We start from the raw sequence: 19,258 nt of genomic DNA on the forward strand, positions 1-19,258 counted from the left end.
GGTAAAAGATATGAATAAACCAATTTTTATAAGAAACGCTGAACAACTGGTTACATTAAAAGGAAGTTCAAAAGCTCCTCTTGTAAAAAAACAAATGTCCGAACTGGGTATTATTGAAAACGGTAGTATATGGATTGAAAATGGTGTGATAGAAGCTGTAGGGACAGATAAAGAACTTTTTGAAACATATAAAAATTATTTAACTGAAGCTCAAATAATCGACGCGTCCGGGAAGCTTGTGACTCCTGGACTGGTTGATCCACATACCCATCTTGTTTATGCCGGAAGCCGTGAGAATGAATTTAACATGAGGCTTGAAGGTGCAACATACATGGAAATTATGAATAGCGGCGGCGGAATTTATGCAACTACTACTCGAACACAGAAAGCATCCCATGAAGAGCTTTTTCATGAAAGCTATGAGAGACTTAATCAATTTCTCCTGCAAGGAGTAACAACAGTTGAGGCGAAAAGCGGATATGGTATGGAATGGGAAACCGAGCAGAAGCAGCTGGAGGTAGCTAAGGAGCTCAACGAGAAGCATCCAGTTGATGTGGTTTCTACTTTTATGGGCGCACATGCCGTTCCAGCAGAATATAAAGAGAACACTGATCAGTTCGTAGATCACCTTATCAACGAGATGATTCCTAAGGTTTCGGAACTTGGTCTGGCGGAGTTTAATGATGTATTTTGCGAGAAAGGGGTTTTTACACCAGAACAGTCGAAAAAGATTTTAGAGGCTGGAAAAACATATGGTTTAACTCCTAAAATTCATGCTGATGAAATTGAACCTTATGAAGGTGCGGAGCTTGCAGCTGAAGTTGGGGCGATTTCTGCGGACCACTTATTAAGAGCTTCTGATAAAGGAATTGAAGCAATGGCGGAAAAAGGGGTCGTCGCCGTTCTGCTGCCAGGCACAGCATATTTTTTAATGGCAGAGTCCGCAAATGGAAGAAAAATGATTGATAAAGGAGTGGCTGTTGCACTATCAACTGATTGCAACCCTGGCTCATCTCCAACTGTTTCACTGCCTTTCATTATGAACCTTGGCTGCCTCAAAATGGGCATGACCCCGGCAGAAGTTCTTGCTGCCGCAACCATTAATGCAGCACATGCTATTAACCGTCCTGAATCAATCGGCAGTTTGGAAGTAGGAAAGAAAGCAGATGTGACTATTTTCAATGTTCCAAACTACATGAAGCTGCAATATTTATATGGAGTTAATCATGTCGACACTGTCGTTAAAAATGGCCGGCTGGTAGTCAAAGGAGGAAATTTAATTGAAAAACTTTCTTTATCCAAAACTAGTACCTCCCAGTTTTTCATGGGTAAGGCCTGAGCAGGGAAATACAGAGAAAGTTCATGAATGGATTGAGCCTCTGGCCGATTACTCCCATGAAAACAGCCAGGATGCTGATGTTGTTCTTGTTGGAGTTCCTTTATCACGTTCATCGATTAGCGCTTCGGGAGCTTCTGAGTTTCCCGAAGCCTTTCGACGAGCCTGGAAAGGATTTGCAACTTATAATCTCGATTTCGACATAGATTTATCTGAAATGAAGGCTTTAGACGCCGGAAATGTTCCAATGCATGTAACGGATATAGCAAAATGCCATGAAAATATTAGAGAGGCTTCAGCAGCCCTTCACGAACATTTTAAAAGCTCTATGATTTGTGCAGTAGGTGGTGATCATTCCATTACAGCCATGATGGTCAAAGGAATGCACAAAGTGACCCCTGAAAAAAGAATTGGAATACTTCAGTTTGATACCCATTTTGACTTAAGAAGTCTTGCTGATAACGGTCCGTCTAATGGTACACCAATGAGGAATTTGATTGAAAGCGGGATTGTCAAAGGAGGCGATATGTACAATATTGGTCTCCATGGTTTTTTTAATACAAAGGACTTAAAGATATACGCAGAGGAAAAGGGAGTCAATTATATTACACTTCGGGAGGTGAGGAAAAAGGGGATAGAAGAAACGGTAAAACAGTGTCTTAATGAGCTTTCGAATAAGGTGGATCTCATTTATTTAACTGTGGATATGGATGTGCTGGATATTGCCTATGCACCAGGGGTACCGGCTTCAACACCAGGGGGCATGACAACACAGGAGCTGCTCGAAGGGGTACTGGCAGCCGGAAGGCATCCATTGGTTAAGGCTATTGATATCGTTTGTCTTGATCCTTTACGGGATACACTTGTCCAACAAACCGTAAAGCTAGGAACCCACGTGTTTTTAACCTTTCTAACCGGAATGAAAATGCGGCACAGTAATTTCTGCTCTTAATGAGCAGATTTTTTTAATTTGATTTGTTTCGTAAAGGGTATTTGATACATCATGCGGAATAAAATTGTAGTCGATATCTAAAGGGAGACATAGATTGATATTTAGAGGTGTTAAAAATGAATTCTTTCTTTAATAAGCAATAGGATTAAGACTATGGCCAATTATAGAATCAATATTGTTGGTACCACTGCTTTACTTGTTTATCAAAACCACTATAAATCATACTATTAACTTTTATGAGAGAGCGCAGAGAGCGGAAATCAGCACTCAAGTGTAACAGAGTCAAAAAGAAACATTCTCCATTTTAAGTTTTAATGAATATCGATAAATATTAAAAAGAAATTGAGGTGAAAAGGGTGGGCAGGGGGATTTTTAAAAATAGAGTTAAATCTCTAGTAATTGTTCAAATGATATTTACAATCCTCTTTTTTGTTCTAGGCGCTTATTCACTTAGAGATAACAATGTAGATTATTTTTATAATGGACTTTCACAACTAATTATTAGTCTCCTTTGGCTTTGTTTCGGAATTGAGCAATGGATTTTAAAAAAGAAAAAATGGGCTATTCTCTATTTCGCTTTTACAGTTGTTTTTCTACTAATAGCGAACCAAACGTTTCATCTTTTAGAGTTGAAGTCAAAATAGGCTAAAAAAGTAACTGTTCTCAGGGAACAGTTTTTTCATTTGATGAATTTTAAAACACGGTAAAAGACCTGCTATAAAGAGGGAAAAAATGGCACTTACTATTTGAGTGAAAGTAGGTGCCAATTTATGTGGAATGCCATGTATTCGTTTGTTTGGTTATTTATATTGTTTAAATGGGGAAATTTAAAAAACTGGTCAAAATATTATCCTACATATTTGTTTTTCCTGCTAGGGAACTTTATTTATCTTTACTTTTTATCGGATGTCTATCCAATGTGGAAGTACACACCCTAGGGTTTTGACAAGAAAATAGGATTAACGAATGCTCACGTATCTCTATCGATCATGCTGATAAAATACCCTGCAACAATCGCTGTCTACTATCCAAGTTTCCGGATAAAGGTAAAATTAAAAAGGCATTATATATTACTTTTTGGGTCCTTATATACTTTGTTAATGAGCTGATTGACAGAAAGACACATTTAATTAGATATTTTAATGGCTGGAGTATTTATTGATCTGTTTTATTTAATTTTGTTATGTTTACCATTCTGAGAATACATTATCGAAAACCTTTGGCCGCCTGGATATGTACCGTTGTATTCATATTTTTCCTATGGTTTACGTTTGATGTCCCTTATAAAGTTTTTAGATAGTCATACCGTTAAAAAAGTTATTTGCAGGCTGCTCAGGCAGCCTTATTTTTTTTGCATAAATAATAGATGAATCATGTTATTCAATGAGTCCTAATAAATTATAAGTATGACTTCTCAATCCTCCTGATTATTATCGTCTTATGTAACTATCACATGTTCAAATGGAGGAGATTGTGAAAGGGGTTTTTATCATATTTTTATTACGGAAACGGGAAAAGCTCCCTTATGAAATAATCAAGGAAGAGCTGAAAAATAAGTTTAAACAGAAGAATATAACTAAGAGATTGAAGCCTTCAGATAAACTATTACTTGAACATATTAGAGTGCAAACGAATGAGCAAAATTTAAATAATGTTACTAGAACTAAGTCTTACTTACAGTTTTTTCTGCGGCATCCAGAAATCCATTGGGCGTTACTAGCACATATGGTTTCACGAAATGGCGGCTGGAACATGACAGATCTTAAAGGAGAATTTTTAACAAGATTATTATCTAATAGGGAAATTAAGTCTTTTTTTGATTTTTTGGAGAGGGGAAATTGGCTTATTTTCCAGGATGCCTTTCCACAGCTTTTACTTTATGAGGAAAGCTTAAGAAGTAGTAAACCCCTATTTTATTTATTGCCTCACCTAGGTGTATCCACTTTTATGGAAACGGTTTGGGATTATTTCTGGAGGTACAAGAAAACATATCTTTTGACGATTGCCCTTATTGTTAATGAACAAAACTATATAGAGAAACGAGTGGTTCAGCATTCTGTTTTTAAAAAGCAAGTGTTTAATAAGCTTGAGTTTAAACTACAGGATTTGCTCTCCTTTAACCATATTCTTTTTCCATATGGACAAAAGCACCTTATTGGTAAAACAGTGCATCACTTTGATTCACTTCACGAAAGAATTTTGCTGGGTAAAAGGCTGTACCGAGTTTTAATTCAGGATAAAACAAGAATGGAAGAGATAAGGGAATGGGCAATAAAACATCCACATACAGGTTCAAGAAAGGATTACTGGCCACATATTTACAATAATACAAACGAAGAAGTGCCGGGATTTCCTTATCAGCTCAGGCTTCAATCGTGTCAGCTTCGGCATGGTGCCAATAAAATTTACAGCCCTAGTCTTCAAATAGCATGGAAAAATGTACAGAATGAAGAGGCAGAAATTGGAGACTGGTTTAATGACTGGAATATAGCTGATTACCTTATGGAAGAAAATGAAATGCTTGACGGAGAGATAAAAAATGAATACTGTAAAACGCTTGAAATGCTTGAACTTGCCTCACTCGCAAAAAAAGCCTTGTTTATATAGGATTAAAGCTTATATTCCTTCTATTATTTTATCCTTGCTGTTTGACACTGATTTGATCTCTATATTATGGAGCGAAATGACCAGAGCATAATTTGTTTAGAAGGTTTTTGATGAGAAAGCGATGAGTCTTAAAAAAAATAAAAGTGAAAATGATTAAACAATTCATGTACATTCCAAAACTCCCCACCACAGCAAAGTAGAGCTATTATAACAGAGGATATGGAATAATATCTGGAAACCACCCAAAATAAAAATGAGCGGTATATTTTTGCAGTATAAAAAAACCTCTATTTACATTCTAGTATGTTGGTTATGAATCTAGTTTGGAAAAATATAAATAAAATATAGGGTGTAGGCTGGGAGGGATGCAACTGATGGGTTTTTTCAAAAAAGGCGAACGTGAAGAGCCGGAACAAAATGAGTATGAAAAGCTATTACGAAGAGTAAATACCCTTGAAGTTCGTCTAAGCCGCCTTTTAAAAATGGAAGACAAGCTTGGACCGCTTCTCACTTTAAAAGACCGCTTCGAGACAAAAAGAATGCAGGAGCCAAATGAAAACAAGCAGAAAATTAGATTAATGGAAGACCAAATAAATAAGCAAAATGCTGAAATAGATAGGATGAAACAAATCATCCATTCTTTTATCAAAGAAAACAATCAAATAGCAATGGAAGATCAGATAAAAAAACAAAATGCCGAAATAGATAGGATGAAACGAATCATTCATTCTCTAATGGAAGAAAAGAATCAAAGATCAGATGTGATGGAATCAGAGTCATCGTCTCAAATAGATAGTCAAATGGCTGATCTCTATAAAAAATACACCATGCTGGAGACGAGCCTCACTTTAGTGAATCAGATGCAGATTAGTATAATACACAGTTTGGAGGCTACTCAGGAAGAAATAGCAGTTATTCAAAAGGGAGTTGATAGCGAGACACAAAGTAAAGCTCAGTTTGTAACCAAAGATATATACATTGATAAGTTCTTTTTGGAAAAATACGAGCTGAATAATAATATAGGAACAGTAGGAATAAAAGATTTAGGAGGGGCATTAAATATTGGAGCTACCTATGGAAGCGTTCCTTTACCTGGAAATACAGCTTCTTCTTCTTTAGGAGACCAGGAGGAAGAAAATGAAGCTCTAAAAGAAGAGGAAGTTGAAAGTTCAGCTGTTGAGATCCCTATTGATGACACTTCTGAATCTGACTCATGAAAAGGCATATATGATGTGTTTGTCCATATGAATTTAAAAAAGAATGGACAAGGGATGGTGAAATGTTAAGAAAAGCAGTAATAACCGTTTTTGCTAGTATATTAATTGGCATTGGGATAAATGGGTTTATTATTCCCATCCATCTTATAAATGGCGGTTTCTGGGGTGTTAGTTTAATACTGCATTATTTACTTGGATTTAAGCTTGCGGTCACTTTTACATGCTTGAACTTCCCGGTTTTTATATTTGCCGGTATGTATGATAAGGATTATTTTCTGAATGGAATAATGGGGATTACGGTTTCAAGTATTATTGTTGGATTTTTAACTCCCATTCAGCACATTGTCAATTTACCTATTTTAATAAGTGTGCTCCTTGGGGGGACATTCATTGGGATAGGTGTGGGTTTTATGCTAAGAGAGCATATTAGCCCAGGTGGAATAGATTTACTTGCTTTAATGATTTCAAAAATGCTTTCAATTAATGTAGGTGTGGCAGTGCTTATATTGGACACAATTATTATCGGTCTTGGAGTCATCATATTAAGAGACGAAAGACTTTTATACTCGATGCTGATTGTTTCAATTGTAGGGGCAACGGCTATTATTATTACTTCTATAAAAAGTATCACAATTTATATTTAAATGAGAAGCGGCAGAAGCTGCTTTTTTATTTTTATAAGAAACCTTGAATCTGAAAGTTCTGCAACCAGTCCTAGTTGGAAAATTAAGCCTTTATTCCAGAGCTTTAAAGAGATTTCAAGATTTAGTGCGGTTAAAAAAACCTTTTATGCCTCTATTACACCCTATATAATATTAATTAGAAACATTGAAACAGAGGAAGTGCCTAGAATGACAGACGTTGATAATTCAAAAAGTATCAATCTGCGCGCAGATTGTGAGAATTGTTTTGGCTTATGCTGTGTAGTATTGCCATATGCAAAATCAGCTGATTTTGCTTTTGATAAAAATGGAGGCACAGCTTGTCCAAATTTGCAGTCAGACTATCGTTGTGGAATACATAAAAACCTTCGGGAGAAAGGGTTCCGGGGTTGTACGGTATATGAATGCTTTGGTGCAGGACAAAAGGTTTCCCAAATTACTTATAAGGGAAAGGATTGGCGGCAAAATCCTGAGATAGCAAGGGAAATGTTTGAGGTATTTCCTATCATGCAGCAGCTTCATGAAATGCTTTGTTATTTAAATAAAGCGCTTGGCCTGGAAGTGACGAAGCCTATTCATGGTGATTTGCAAAATGTCATAGAGGAGACAGAAGCGATAACGGCCTTATCACCTAAAGCAATTTTGGTCTTGGATATACCAATGCATAGAGCAAAGGTTAATGAGTTATTGCTTAAAACCAGTGAATTGGTTCGCGGAAAGGTTAAGCAAAATGGAAGGGAGTTGGCAAAAGGCAGAAGCCTGATTGGAGCAAAACTAAAGGGTGCTGACCTTAGGGGAAGCAGCTTTAGAGGGGCCCTGCTAATTGCATCAAACTTTAGTGACAGTGATATGAGATATTGTGATTTCATTGGGGCCGACTTAAGAGACGCCGATTTAAGCGGAGCCGACCTGACAGGAAGTATTTTTCTTACCCAGGCACAGATAAACTCAGCAAATGGAGATAAAAATACCAAGCTCCCGCCATCATTATGCATTCCAGTACATTGGGTTCCATAGAAATTTTGATTGGACTACTTTTAGAATTTACATACAAAGGCAAAAAGCAATAACTCCCCTTTTTGGTGAGGTGTTGCTTTTTTTATACAACTATTTACTTTTGCCACTGTGCTGCCAGCAATTCCATAATGGTTGTTGTTTTACCATTGATTATATCAATTGGCTTGTTGTTCTAATTCATAGGAAAACCGATGGAAAGAGTAGGTCCTATTTGCATTTCCAATACTGCATGTTTGCCTGTTTTTACACCAGGGTTCCTGACAGCGGCAGGTAGTATTATTGCCAGTCCTTACCTGGAAGCAGTTGTGGCCAATTCAATAGACGATGAACATCGTGCCAAGATGTTTTCTATTCTTCAAGTGCTGGTTCTTCTATTTATTTCTCCAGCAGGACTAATTGGAGGCTGGGCCTACACGGCTGACCCAAGACTTCCGTTTATTTTAATGATTCTTGCTTTTACATTTAGTATTTTATTGATAATAGAGTTAATGCGCAGGGAAGCAAAAAATATATCAATAGAAAAAGCTAGTTAATCTGCATTCAGAAAGCTGTATCTGCAGCTTTTTTTCCTTTCACCTAAAATTTCAGAGTTTGACTAAGTGATTTTTAATAATTTTTTAAAAATCGAGGGCTATGATATAAAAGGAATAATTAATCAGGAGTACCGGAGGAAGTCATGAAAATATTAATAGTTGATGATGAAAAACCCTTGGTAGAAGGGATTTCTAAAATATTAAATGAAGAAAATTATGATGTTGACACTGCTTTAAATGGATATGATGGGCTCTTACTTGCTAGGCAAAGTATTTATGATGTAATCATACTTGATATAATGCTTCCGGAGATGGATGGTTTCTCGATAGTAAAGACATTGAGAAATGAATCGATTAGGACACCTATTTTACTTTTGACAGCAAAGGATAGTGTTAAGGATAGGGTTTTGGGATTGGATTTAGGAGCAGATGATTATTTGATTAAGCCTTTTGCCGGGGCTGAACTTTTAGCTCGAATACGGGTCCTTTTGCGCGGAAAAGGAGATCAGACAGATACTGAACTGGTTTATGGACCTATTAATATAAACAGCATTGAGCACGATGGCTATGTTTATAGTAAAAAGTTAAATTTAACAGTAAAGGAATATTCCTTATTGGAGTTTTTCATACTGAATAAGGAACAAATTTTGCTGCGGGATCAAATTTTTAATCGAATTTGGGGTTTTAATTCCGAAGCAGGATTAAGTGTTGTTGATGTATATGTACACCATCTCCGAAAAAAGCTGGCTCCGTTTCATATAGATCACTGGATTAGAACAGTACGAGGAATTGGGTTCATGCTAAAGGAGATGAATTGATTGTTCCGCAAAACTAAAATCCAACTCGTTTTACTCTTTACTCTCGTTTTCTTTTTGATTTTAAGTATTTTGGGTATTAGTCTTTATTTATATATGCACAAAGTTTCTTTTAACACCATTGATGATAAATTAAGACATAAGGAAAGGTTCCTTCTTCATAATACCAATGATGAATTTACTGATGAAAACGAAAGGGAATCAGAAAGAAAGGTTTCTTATTTATTCTGGGGTAAAGACGGAAAGATCCTGTTTAGTGATCCAAAGAATGCTTTTTTTAAAAATGAGATTTCCTCTTTAACGCCAAAGATAAAAGATAAGAAGATTCGTACACAAACAGTTAATGGTCACTCCTATCGGATCCTTACACATCCCATACAGGGACATGAACTTAAAAGCTACCCAGCAGCTGGATATGTTCAGCTCGTTTATAATATTGACCCCGAAGTAAGTGTTCTTCAAAAACTGCTGATATTAATCGGAGTGGGATGTGCATTTGGACTGCTGTTATCCTTTTTTGTTGGTTTGTTTTTAGCGAATAGAGCGCTAATTCCAATTGAAAGGTCTTGGGAGAAGCAAGCGCAGTTTGTAGGTGATGCTTCACACGAACTCCGGACCCCTCTCGCTGTTATACAAACACATATAGAACTGCTTTTTCGGCATCCTGCCAATACAATTGAGCAAGAAAGTACCACAATATTTAAAGGGCTGGCCGAGGTTAAACGCCTTAGCCGCCTCGTTGAGGACTTACTGACATTGGCAAGAGCAGACTCAAACGAACAGCTTATTAATCCGGAATTATTTTTAATAGACGGGCTTCTGCGAAATATAGTAGAGCAGTTTGAGCCGATTGCTGACATTAAGGGTATCAAAATTGAAAAAGATATAGAAGACAATATCCTTTATTTTGGTGATAAAGCACGAATTCATCAGCTAGTAGTCATTTTATTGGATAATGCTTTAAAATACACTAAGCCAAATGGGCAATTATTAATTACTTCTAAAAAGGATGGCAGTGGCCTAAGAATAAACATAGAAGATACAGGGAGCGGGATACCTGTAAAAGATTTACCTTTTATATTTGATCGCTTTTACCGAAGTGACAAGGATAGAACAAAAGAAACTGGTGGAACCGGGCTTGGTTTGTCTATTGCCAAATGGATTGCAGAGGCTCATGGAGGGCAGATATCTGCAGAAAGCAGGCTAAATGAAGGAAGCAGGTTTACTATTAAACTTCCCATAAAGAATCATTTACCTAAACTCACCTGAAGGTGGGTTTTTTAATATGTGGATCTTTTTAAGAAAAAAAACAATTTTATATTGTTTTAAAAGATTTTTTAAAAATCTTTAAGTAAAGTAAAGGGCAAAGGATAGGAGGAAAAACAATATGGTTAAAATGGGATCTAAAACCTTATGACATCTCCTTTTTTGTTTATTGGTTGTGTGTGGTAATCTTCCAATTCCACGATTAAAGGGATGTCATTCTTGTTTTTATAAAGTTTTTGCATTAGACAAAACTAAACAATTCTTATGACCAAATTTTCGCAAGACTTAAGTTAGTTATTTACTATTTGGCAGACTGGCCTTTTTATTAATTGGCCTGTTGGCAGCAACCGGCTGGAAAGCATACAAGACCTACAGAGTGGCAAAGGTAAAAGGCAGATGATTAGGGAAAGTTTTTTAGCAAAAGATTATCTAAATCTATTAACATGCAAGGTATAGGGTTAATTCCTATACTTTTTTTAATTACAAAATCAGTTATTTTAAATAGCAATCTTTATAATAGATGGTATAAAGAAAAAAATAGATTCATAATGGGAATTTACGGTTTTTTGGGGGATGGACATGGCGATAACACTAACCATGTTATTTTTAGGAACGCTATTAGGATTTATTGGTGCCGGAGGCTCTGGCTTTATTATTGCCATTTTAACAGTTCTTTTTAAAGTGCCTATTCACACATCATTAGGAACTTCACTGGCGGCAATGGTGTTTACAACCATGTCGGGAGCTTACAGCCACTATCGTCAGGGAAACATTGATGTAAAAACAGGATTAACTGTCGGTCTTTTTGGCGCTTTTACCGCTTATTTAGGATCCAGAATTGCCGGCCTGATTCCAGTTCAATCCTTACACTGGTTAACGGCGGGAATGCTGTTTTTGTCTGCTGTAATGCTTGTGATCCGTTTATTTATAGTGAAAAAAATAACAGATAAAGAAACTAGTGAAACGGCTTCTCGCGGAATTCTCATAATGAAAACTGCAATCGTTGGAATTGCCTCCGGTATTTTATCCGGTACGTTCGGCATTGGCTCGGCACCTTTTATTCAGCTGGGATTGATTGTCATTATAGGCCTCTCTGTACAAAAATCAGTTGGGACAACCATGCTTGTTATTTTGCCAATCGCTTTAGCGGGCGGAACCGGCTATTATTTTGAAGGATACTTTAACTTCACTTTATTACTGCAGGTATTGGCGGGTACAATGATTGGTTCTTATATAGGTGCTAAGTTTACAAACTTTGTTCCAGTGGGAATCTTAAAAAGCGCTATGGTGCTGACACCCCTTATAACATTTAAGTAAGCAGTCCTGTTGCTGCTTGCTTTTTTTAATTACTAAACTTATTAATTTGTTTAAAACACTTGTGAATTAAATGAAAGTTTACTAACATTTAGAAGGTATGTCCAAAGGTTACTTTAAACTTAAAAACTAAATCTTTTTAACATATTTTTTAGAAAGAAGGAAAGTTTCATGACTTCGTCTATGATGACAAAAAATGTAGTTGAAACAAAATTAAGAGGAAGAGATATTCTTTCCAACCCTTTTATGAATAAGGGTGTTGCTTTCTCAAAACGTGAAAGAGAGCAGCTTGGATTACACGGTTTATTGCCTACGCAGGTTCTAAGCCTTGATGAACAAGCAGAAAGAGCATATGAGCAATATTCCGCTCAACCTAGCAATATTCGAAAAAATGGCCTCCTGTATGATTTATATAACCGTAACGTTGTCCTGTTTTACCGATTGCTTAAGGATCACTTAAGTGAAATGCTTCCAATTATCTACACTCCAACTGTTGGTGAAGCGATTCAGAAGTATTCACACGAATATCGCCGGCCTGGTGGCCTTTACTTATCTATTGAAGATACAAAGGGAATGGAAATGGCTTTTAAAAATTTAGGAAAGCCAAGGGACGGTATTGATTTAATTGTTGTCACTGATTCCGAAAGTATTCTGGGAATCGGGGACCAGGGAATTGGCGGCATAAACATCGCCATTGGTAAATTGGCTGTATATACAGCAGCTGCTGGAATTGATCCTAGCCGCGTGCTTCCTATTGTGCTGGATGTCGGAACAAATAATCAGGATTTAATAAATGATCCATTATATATTGGAAATAAGTTCGGCCGCGTTCGCGGAAAGCGATACGATGATTTTATCGAAATGTTTGTAAACACTTTAAAAAAATTCTTCCCTGAAGTATTGCTTCACTGGGAAGACCTTGGTAATGTTAATGCCCGCAATATTATTGAGAAATACGGAGATAAACTTCTTACTTTTAATGATGATATTCAGGGTACGGGTGCGGTTACTTTAGCAGCGGTAATGTCGGCATTAGAGGTTACTGGTACTCCTCTAAAAGATCAGCGCATCGTTGTTTTTGGTCCTGGTGCTGCAGGTATTGGCAATGCTGATCAAATTGCAGAGGCAATGCTTTTAGAAGGTGTTTCAAAAGAAGAGGCATACGACCGTTTTTGGGCTGTTGACTACCGTGGTTTGTTAACAGATGATATTTCAGATGTCCTGAAATTCCAAATGCCTTATACCAGGAAAGCGGAAGAAGTTAAAGACTGGGATAGGAATGAAGATGGTATTATCCCATTATTAGAGGTTGTAAAAAGAGTAAAACCTACCATCCTTATTGGAACCTCTGGACAGGCAGGGGCTTTTTCAGAGGAAGTCGTGAAAGAGATGGCAAAACATGTTGATCGTCCTATTATTATGCCTATGTCCAACCCAACTCCGTTAGCAGAGGCGGTACCTGCGGATTTAATCAATTGGACAGAGGGTAAGGCTTTAATTGCGACAGGCAGCCCGTTCGGAAACGTTGAATATAGCGGTATCTCTTATGAAATTGGCCAGTCAAACAATGCCTTTGTCTTTCCAGGCTTAGGTCTTGGAGCTATTGTAGCAAAGGCAGAAATTATCTCAAAAGGTATGCATTCAGCCGCTGCAAATGCAGTTGCCAGATTATCAGACAGCAGTACTCTTGGTGCATCTCTCCTTCCTTCCATTAATCAGTTGGTGGAAGTTTCAAAAATAGTTGCTATTGAAGTGGCAAAAACAGCTATTGCAGAAGGAATAGCAAAGGCAAATATTTCTGATGTAGAAAGAGCAGTAGAAAATTCAATGTGGAAGCCAGAATATAAAGAGATTACTAGTATTGCTATGTAAATATAAGGTGGAGAGGCTTGCTTTGGCAGGCCTTTTTTCTTATTCTACTTAATTAAATCGGTTTGGTTGTAATCTGTTTTATTTATTGCAATAATTAGAAAATAATTTAATAGTAGAAAACACATCTTATGGGGGGATCAATTTGGCTAATATTAAATCGGCAATTATTGTCGGTGGTGGAATTGGCGGGCTTGTGACTGCGCTTAAACTTCACCGCGTTGGTGTGTCGGTTCGGGTATTTGAAAGTGTAGAGACCATAAAAGCACTGGGAGTTGGTATTAATTTACTACCTCATGCAGTCAAAGTTTTGACAGAATTAGGGTTGGCGGAGGAGCTGGAAAAAACAGGCCTGCCTACAGCAGAACTCATGTATGTAAATAAATTTGGCCAGGAAATTTGGCAGGAACCTAGAGGAATAGGTGCCGGATATCATTGGCCTCAATATTCGGTACACCGGGGACGACTGCAAATGCTCTTGCTGAAGGCTGTTAAAGAACAGTTAGAGGATGATGCTGTTTTCACAGGGCATCATTTAAAATCCTTTCAAACGTTTGGTGATTTAGTGAAGGCTCAGTTTGAAAACCGTAAAACGGGGGAGGGCCTTGGCACATATAGTGCAGACATACTGATTGCAGCTGACAGCATTCATTCTGTTGTCCGGAAGTTCTATTATCCAGATGAAGGGCTTCCTAAATTCAGCGGGCGAATTTTATGGAGAGGGATAACAGAGTCAGATCCCTTCTTAACTGCAAAATCTATGATTATGGCCGGATATCAGGATCAAAAGTTTGTAGCCTATCCAGTTTGTCCTGACACTGCAAAAACAGGCAGTTCTTTGGTTAACTGGATTGCTGAGCTGGCAGTTCCAGACCAAATGCCTTCACGTGCAGATTGGAATCGTAAAATCGAAAAAGAAAAGTTTGCGCCTTATTTTGATACGTGGGATTTTGGCTGGCTAAATGTTCCTAAGCTAATAAAAGAGACAGATTCCGTTTATGAATTTCCAATGGTGGACCGGGATCCACTGCCTCAATGGAGCTTCGGACGAGTGACCTTGCTTGGAGATGCTGCGCATCCAATGTATCCAATAGGATCGAATGGCGCTTCACAGGCTATTCTTGATGCTGATGCATTAGGAGAGGCAATTTTGGAACAGTCTGATGCAGAACTGGCATTGAAGGCTTATGAGGATGCGAGGCTCGAACCTACCACAAATATCGTGATGGCAAATAGAAAAAATGGTCCTGAGATTGTCATGCAAATCGTTGAAGAACGTTCACCAAATGGGTTTAATAATTTAGCAGATGTTATTTCTCAAAAAGAACTCGAACACCTATCTAATAAATACAAGCAAATAGCAGGATTTGACCGAGAAAAATTAAACAGTAAGGCAGGAGTTTAAGAATGGTAGAACATATGGTTTTGTTGAAATTTTCACCATCCACTACAAACGAGCAAAAGGAAGAGGTAATTCACCGAACATTACTGTTAAAGGAACAGATTCCTGGTATTGTAGACATACAGCAGGGCTTTAATTTTTCATCCAGAAGCCAGGGGTTTGAAATGGGATTGACCGTCCGTTTTGAAGATAAATCTTCTTTGGAAAACTATGGTCCGCATCCCGCGCATCAGGCGGTTTTCAATTTTTTGAAGGAGATTGGCCTGGTTGACCTTATTATTGTTGATTTTGTTATTAATTAATATTTTTTTAGAGGTCCACTTTAATGCTTAAACGCGTTTTGGCGTATATGTAAATTATCAGTAACTATCCCTTTATTAACTTTTATGGAGGCAGGACGATCGGTTAATAAATACCATGTTAGTCTTTATTATCCATTCACTAAATTGACAGATTCGTTTATTATAATAAAGAAATCAGGATTACATGGCCCATCGCCTACTTAGATGGTTAAGAGGGAAAGGATGACCACAAAATGAATACAGATGAAGCCTTTGATTTATTAAGAGATGCTGGAGTCGATGAAGAGGCGGGTATTAACACAGTAAGGCGGTTGCTTCGTGAGAGGAAAATTACGTATGAAGGAAACGGCAATCTTAAAGTCGGATACATAATAGATAATACTGACCAGGCTTTTAATCTATTACATGCTGCTGGACTGGATGAGACTGCCAGTACCCAGATTGTTCGCCGCTGGCTGAGTGAAGGAAAGATTCGGAACGTAGGAACCGGGGACCATAAAACCGAATACATATCAAAAAAAGGAACGGCGAAAGCCATACCCACAGATAAAGAAAAGGCCATCCATCTTCTTAAAGCTAAAATTAAAGCGCAGGATGAGCATATTGATGGTCTTGAGAAACTTCATAGGAATTCCATCAATACATTAATTCAGCAAAGAGAAAAATTGAATAAAGAAATAGCCAGACTTGAAAACGATAAAAGCATTTTAGAGCAGGAATCAAGAAATCTATTAAAAGAAAATATTCAATTACGTAATGAACTATTAAAATTAAAAGGAAACGGTAACAGGAAAACAGCGACAGATAAAAAACAATCTGAACCACCCGTTCCTAAAACTATTAATTACCGTCAAAAATTAGGGCTCTCCAAAACAGCATCAGATAAAGAAGTTTTAGCAGGATATAAAAATTTACTAAAAGCCACGCATCCTGATCATGGCGGTAATGCATTAGTCTTTCATTATATAAAAACGGAATATGATTTATTCAGGAAAAATATCAAAGAATAATTGATTTAGAACATAATGAAGCACGGAAGATCAATTTCTTCTGTGTTTTTGTATTTATAAATACAGGGTATTTTTATCTCTATAGAAATTAATTTAAGAGATAGTTCTCCAAAATAGGAGATTGCTGATGGGCAATTAATGCTGTAGCACGGTTTTGGAATATTAAATGTAAATCGAATAACTGGATTGTTACTCATTTAATGACCGGGCTCGAATGTATTTGAAAAAACTTGGATTTAAGGCAGAAGAATTGTATATTAATCCTCGATATTATGACTCAATACTCATTAATATTCTTCAAAAGGAATACATCCAGAAAATAAAGAAGCGGCACCTTCCAGAAGAAGTGCAGCTTGAATTGATTAATCATCGTGCCCAAACTTGCCGGGTTTAGGAGGATTTACATATTTTCCATGCATTTTTACGCCCACTCCCTGGTCATAAACCATTTTGCCGCCATAGTAGCCTACAGAAAGGATGGCAGCAGAGGTTATTAAAGAAAGAAGAAAATAAATAACAAGAGTGGCTTTAAGAAATTCCTTCTTTTTAAAAATAAAGAAACCACGGAACGCAGTAACTAGGAAAGCCAGTACAGTTGTAATATCAGCTAAATTCTGATGGTTTTCAAAAATATTGGTATTTCCTCTGGCATCATGTTCAGGACCTGTGCCAACCGCTATCCATGCACTAATAAAAGCAAAGGCCCATAGCCAGAAACCCTGTTTCGGAGAAAGTCTTCGATTTTTAATAATGCAAAATAAATCGTAAATTGTCGCAATGATGATAAGTGCAATTGGGAAATGCACCATGATTGGGTGAATATGTGAAAATACTTCCTGAAACATAAATCATCCTCCGATTTCAATATATTTTTATTTAATATATCAGATAGCCGCTTGAAAGGAAATTTTACCATTGAATTATTAAGATTCTCTTAAAAAAGGCTTTTTTTATACTTAATTTTAAGTGTTTAGAAAAAAGCAGTATGAAAAGACCTTTAATATTAGAGGGATAGCAAGCATATCTTTAGTGTTAGAATGTATTTTTAATTACTGGATGCTCTTTTTAATAAATAGAAGTAAAGAGAGAGTAAATCCTTAATGACGGAGTTTTCTCGTAATAGAAAAAGGGGAGAAAAAGGAATCGTCTATTGACCGATAATGGATCATTGAAGGAAAAGCAGGCGATAAAACACATTATCATTAAAAATGAGGTGGAGAAATGGGAACAGAAAGATTAAAGCCGATTGAAGCTGCTAATTGTTTTATTAATAAGCGTTTTCCTGACTGTCAGGGGGCCATATTAGCAGGGAGTGTTGTCAGGGGACAGGCAACTGAAACTTCAGACCTTGATATTGTGGTCTTTGATGACAGTGTAACCACCTCTTACCGAGAGTCCCTAATAGACTTGGGGTGGCCGATCGAACTTTTCGTTCACAGTTTAACCTCTTACCAATATATTTTTCAAATTGATTATTTAGATGGAGTACCGACCATGCAAAGAATGATAGCAGAAGGGCTTATTTTAAAAGATAAGGGAATGATGGAATCGATTAAAGAAGAGGCTAAATCCATATTGGAATTAGGTCCGGAAAAATGGACAGATGAAATCCCTAATCGGCGTTATTTTATTACAGACGTACTTGATGACTTTATTGGTTCTAATAATCGAGCAGAGGATTTATTTATCGCTAACAGGCTTGCTGACCAGCTGCAGGAGTTTATTTTGAGAGCCAATGGCCGTTGGGTCGGAAGATCAAAATGGGTGATAAGGTCTCTGCGGCTATATGATGAAAAATTAACAGAAGATTTTGTTGAAGCTTTTGATCTGTTTTATAAAACGGGGGAAAAGAGCAAAATTATTGAGCTAACAGATAATGTATTAGAGCCGTATGGCGGCAGGCTGTTTGAAGGCTTTTCAATAGGAAGATAAATTAAAAAACCCCTCCGTGCTGTTAAAGGGGGTAAGATAACAGCAAGAGGAGGGGGTTTTAACAATAATTATTGAGGAATTCCAACCTTGTTTAAGGCTATTTCAGTATAAGTATGTATGTAAGAAAAATACTTAGTGTATCTAAATAACAGTTTAATGGACAAAAGTGATAAAGGGAATGGAAAAATGAATAAATTCTGAAAATTGAGTCATTGGTTATAGTAGTAAAACTTTATCTCCAACAATTGGCATATTTTTTTAAAAAAAAACTAGGACTTTTATCATTGCTTTTTTATAAAAACAGGAGTTTGGAATTGGGAAGTGGAAAAGTTATATGGAGATTAAGTATACAAGGGGGAAATGAATCAATGGAAGAAAAAGTTGTAAATGCAATTCAGGATGAGTACCCGGATGACTTTTCGTGGTGCTATGGCTGCGGACGACTAAACTCAGATGGACATCATTTTCGGACTGGTTGGGATGGGGAACAAACAGTAACCATTTTTCAGCCGGAAGAAAAACATATGGCATTGCCTGGGTTTGTATATGGTGGAATTATTGCTTCCTTGATAGATTGCCATGGAACTGGCTCAGCTGCATTGGCGCTTCACAGGAAAAATGGACACGAGCCTGGCGAAGGAACAGAACCGCCAAGATTTGTAACCGCATCTCTAAATGTAGAATTTTTAAAGCCAACTCCTGACCGTGTTCCTTTAAAAGCTGTAGGAACTGTACAGGAAATTCATCCAAAAAAGTGGAAGGTATCAGCAGAAGTATTCGCTGAGGGAGCAATTTGTGCAAGAGGAGAAGTAGTTGCCGTCGTCATGCCGGATAGCTTTTTAAAAAAGTAATTTTTAATGAATCAGAATTAAACACGGGGATTCCACACATCCGTGTTTAATTCTGATTTATTTTTCGGTTAGGAAATTATAGATTTTCACCTTGTTGAAAACTCCGAACTAGGTTATTGTAATCCAGCTCCAGCGCCCAGCCAGTTTTCCTCGAGAATATGCTTCTTTGAATA

General features: G+C 37.1%; 17 protein-coding genes. 16 read left to right on the plus strand and 1 reads right to left on the minus strand.

Annotated elements, in window-relative coordinates; all coding sequences use genetic code 11:
• Positions 1-10 precede the first annotated feature (10 nt).
• The 14 genes from hutI to G8761_RS21210 all read left to right on the plus strand — a co-directional run bounded on the left by hutI (position 11) and on the right by G8761_RS21210 (position 16,302).
• Positions 11-1,339, plus strand: coding sequence for an imidazolonepropionase (gene hutI / locus G8761_RS21145; protein ID WP_166029954.1), 1,329 nt, complete (start codon positions 11-13; stop codon positions 1,337-1,339).
• A complete protein-coding gene (locus tag G8761_RS21150; protein WP_166029955.1) occupies positions 1,281-2,288 on the plus strand; it encodes an agmatinase family protein in 1,008 nt (335 codons plus the stop codon). The genes hutI and G8761_RS21150 overlap by 59 nt, the downstream gene beginning before the upstream one ends.
• A 1,473-nt stretch (positions 2,289-3,761) precedes the next feature.
• Complete coding sequence (locus G8761_RS21155; protein WP_338001010.1) at positions 3,762-4,895, plus strand: DUF2515 family protein; 1,134 nt, start codon at positions 3,762-3,764, stop codon at positions 4,893-4,895.
• Between the two features lie 374 nt (positions 4,896-5,269).
• Positions 5,270-6,112, plus strand: a complete 843-nt coding sequence (locus G8761_RS21160; RefSeq protein WP_166029957.1) for a hypothetical protein — start codon at positions 5,270-5,272, stop codon at positions 6,110-6,112.
• A gap of 62 nt (positions 6,113-6,174) precedes the next feature.
• Entirely contained in the window at positions 6,175-6,756 is a 582-nt protein-coding gene (locus tag G8761_RS21165; protein WP_166029958.1) for a YitT family protein, read from the plus strand.
• A 207-nt stretch (positions 6,757-6,963) separates the two neighbouring features.
• Entirely contained in the window at positions 6,964-7,791 is an 828-nt protein-coding gene (locus tag G8761_RS21170) for a pentapeptide repeat-containing protein (protein ID WP_166029959.1), read from the plus strand.
• Positions 7,792-7,982: 191 nt separating this feature from the next.
• Positions 7,983-8,324: a hypothetical protein gene (locus G8761_RS21175; RefSeq protein WP_166029960.1), complete on the plus strand. Its 342-nt coding sequence runs from the start codon at positions 7,983-7,985 to the stop codon at positions 8,322-8,324.
• A gap of 143 nt (positions 8,325-8,467) precedes the next feature.
• Entirely contained in the window at positions 8,468-9,142 is a 675-nt protein-coding gene (locus tag G8761_RS21180) for a response regulator transcription factor (protein WP_166029961.1), read from the plus strand.
• Complete coding sequence (locus G8761_RS21185; protein ID WP_166029962.1) at positions 9,143-10,408, plus strand: sensor histidine kinase; 1,266 nt, start codon at positions 9,143-9,145, stop codon at positions 10,406-10,408.
• Positions 10,409-10,984: 576 nt separating this feature from the next.
• On the plus strand, positions 10,985-11,722 hold the full coding sequence (locus tag G8761_RS21190; RefSeq protein WP_166029963.1) for a sulfite exporter TauE/SafE family protein: 738 nt from the start codon (positions 10,985-10,987) through the stop codon (positions 11,720-11,722).
• A gap of 168 nt (positions 11,723-11,890) precedes the next feature.
• The gene (locus tag G8761_RS21195; protein WP_166029964.1) at positions 11,891-13,591 is read left to right on the plus strand and encodes an NAD-dependent malic enzyme; all 1,701 of its coding nucleotides are present in this window, start codon (positions 11,891-11,893) and stop codon (positions 13,589-13,591) included.
• 142 nt (positions 13,592-13,733) lie between these two features.
• A complete protein-coding gene (locus G8761_RS21200; RefSeq protein ID WP_166029965.1) occupies positions 13,734-14,993 on the plus strand; it encodes a flavin-dependent oxidoreductase in 1,260 nt (419 codons plus the stop codon).
• Positions 14,994-14,995: 2 nt separating this feature from the next.
• Complete coding sequence (locus G8761_RS21205; RefSeq protein ID WP_166029966.1) at positions 14,996-15,292, plus strand: Dabb family protein; 297 nt, start codon at positions 14,996-14,998, stop codon at positions 15,290-15,292.
• 233 nt (positions 15,293-15,525) lie between these two features.
• The gene (locus G8761_RS21210) at positions 15,526-16,302 is read left to right on the plus strand and encodes an MreC domain-containing protein (RefSeq protein WP_166029967.1); all 777 of its coding nucleotides are present in this window, start codon (positions 15,526-15,528) and stop codon (positions 16,300-16,302) included.
• A gap of 362 nt (positions 16,303-16,664) precedes the next feature.
• Here the strand turns inward: G8761_RS21210 and G8761_RS21215 are convergent, their stop codons facing one another.
• Positions 16,665-17,147 carry a DUF2231 domain-containing protein gene (locus G8761_RS21215; protein ID WP_166029968.1) on the minus strand — a complete coding sequence of 161 codons (483 nt, stop codon included), beginning with the start codon at positions 17,145-17,147 and terminating at the stop codon, positions 16,665-16,667.
• Positions 17,148-17,523: 376 nt separating this feature from the next.
• Here G8761_RS21215 and G8761_RS21220 point away from each other — a divergent pair, with 376 nt between their 5' ends.
• Both G8761_RS21220 and G8761_RS21225 read left to right on the plus strand, forming a co-directional pair.
• Positions 17,524-18,234 (plus strand): nucleotidyltransferase domain-containing protein, encoded by a 711-nt coding sequence (locus tag G8761_RS21220; RefSeq protein ID WP_166029969.1) that lies wholly within the window; start codon positions 17,524-17,526, stop codon positions 18,232-18,234.
• 368 nt (positions 18,235-18,602) lie between these two features.
• A complete protein-coding gene (locus G8761_RS21225; protein WP_166029970.1) occupies positions 18,603-19,085 on the plus strand; it encodes a PaaI family thioesterase in 483 nt (160 codons plus the stop codon).
• Positions 19,086-19,258: the final 173 nt, after the last annotated feature.

The sequence above is a fragment of the Neobacillus terrae genome (assembly GCF_011393025.1).
Lineage (GTDB): Bacteria > Bacillota > Bacilli > Bacillales > Cytobacillaceae > Neobacillus_A > Neobacillus_A terrae.